Consider the following 2,011-nt stretch of genomic DNA (forward strand, 5'->3'; position numbering starts at 1 on the left):
TATGACCCGAAGAGCTGGGCCGTTGGAGTCCAGACAGAGAAAAGTGCAAAAAGCAAACAGAAAAAGGCAGCCGCGGCCGCCTTTTTCTTTTGTTTCTATTTATTTTCCATTAAACGGGTCGTCCATATTACGGTTGCGCCCGTTCCAATTATCGTGTGCATCCTTATTGAAATTCTTCGGTAAATCAGTTGATGTTTTTGGTGTTGAGGTGTTTGACGGACCTTCAAACGGATGCCTTTCATCAGGTGAAGTTTTTTCCACAATCGGATCGACGGCCGCTTTCGCTTCTTTTTCAAGCCCGACTTTCTTTGCTTCCGTCTCTCTCTTCTTCTCTTCCCATTGTTCTTTATCCACTTCAGTATCTTTCAAACTATTTTCCATACGATCCATATAACGCGCGGCATGTTCTCTGCCGCCAAGTCCGAATGCAAGGCCAAACGCCAGCGCGGCTCCTCCCAGAATCAGGATAAAGGCTGAATTGATGATGGATGCCGCAATGCCAAGCTGATCCAGCGCCATAAAGAAAGCGAATGCCAGAATAGCGTATTTCGCTACATAACGAAGGACATGTGGCCCGCCGGAAGATTTTTTGAAGACACTGCCGATAAAATCTTCAGCCAGATTTGCAAGCCAGAAGCCGACAGCGAGAATGACCAATGCCGCAATGACAGCCGGAATATAAGCAAAGATGCCGGTTGCCAGCGATACCATAAATTCAAGGTTCAGTAATTGCAGCGCTTCAACTGTGAATAACAGGATGATGAATACCTGTGCCGCAATCCCGATGATATTAGCAATTGAATAAGCAGATGGATCTGTAGCCGGATCCGCTGTTTTATTCATTCCCATCTTTTCAGTCAAAGAGTCGGCTCCAAGATTTCTCATCAACCGGACAACGAAATCTTTGACCCAGCGCCCGATGATAATCCCTGCAAGAATCAGCAGTATCGCCACAATAATATTCGGGATCATACCGAGGATGTCATTCAGCATGGCAATTGCCGGTTCAGAAATTCCGCGAAGGGCAAGCACTTCAAGCGCCGCAATTGCCACAGGCAGCATAATCAGAACGAACGCAATGAGGCCGATGACATTGGAAACACTGGTCCCGTTGAAGAATTGGGAAATTTTGAGTTTGGCTGCCAGCCGGTCTGTGCCGATCGACTCCAGGAATTTGGAAAGAATTTTCCGGACGATTGTCGCTGCAATCCATCCGATTGCAAAGATGACCGCTGCACCGACCAATTTCGGTATGAAGTTCAGCACACTTGCCAGCATATTCGCGAACGGTTCACTCAGCCCCTGAATATTCAAAGCACTGAGTACCGCCGGCAGGAATAACAGCAAGATCAGATAGAATGCAATGTTCGCTGCGGCTTCCGTCCATTTCACCGTGTCATTTTTTGAGGCTCCGGTCTTTTTCGACACTTTGCCGAAATCGAATTTCCGGCCTGCGGTTAAGATCAGCCGTTTTACGACTGTGGCCAGAACCCATGCCAATAACAGGATCAAACCGGCTTTAAGAATGCCAAGGAACGCACCTGAGAGGTTATCGAAGATTCCCATAAATGGTGCTCCGACCGCTCCAAGGTTCAGGATGTTAAAGAATATTGCCAGTGTGAACAGCAGAATGAGCACAAAGACGATTTTGCTGATGATTTTCGACAGGCTGTATTTCTGCTGGTTCATCCCTGCCTTTTCGTCCAGTTTCGATTGGTCCAATAATCTGTAAACCGCTTTCTCTACCATTTTGGCTGCAATATAACCGATAATAAGAACAAGAATCGCCAAAAGGATTTCAGGAAGCGCGTTCATGAAATTATTGAAATAACCCCTTGTATCCATACTTTTGCCTCCATTCAAATTTTATGTGTCCTTCTTCCTATCCCCTTGTGCTTGTTTTTCAAAACCTAAAAAGAAAAGCGACAGTGAGAGATTGGTTCAAAGAGATTTGGACCAATCTCTTGCGACAAAACAGCGAAGCGATGCAACGCCCTTTCATGTCTCGAAG

The 2,011-nt window shown here is 46.2% G+C and carries 1 protein-coding gene; it reads right to left on the reverse strand.

Going from position 1 to position 2,011, the window contains the following annotated elements:
* Positions 1 to 99: 99 nt before the first annotated feature.
* The gene (locus tag KW93_RS16005; RefSeq protein ID WP_033544055.1) at positions 100 to 1,845 is read right to left on the reverse strand and encodes a mechanosensitive ion channel; all 1,746 of its coding nucleotides are present in this window, start codon (positions 1,843 to 1,845) and stop codon (positions 100 to 102) included.
* Positions 1,846 to 2,011 lie beyond the last annotated feature (166 nt).

Source organism: Planococcus sp. CAU13 (genome assembly GCF_000775575.1).
In the GTDB taxonomy this organism is placed as follows: domain Bacteria; phylum Bacillota; class Bacilli; order Bacillales_A; family Planococcaceae; genus Planococcus.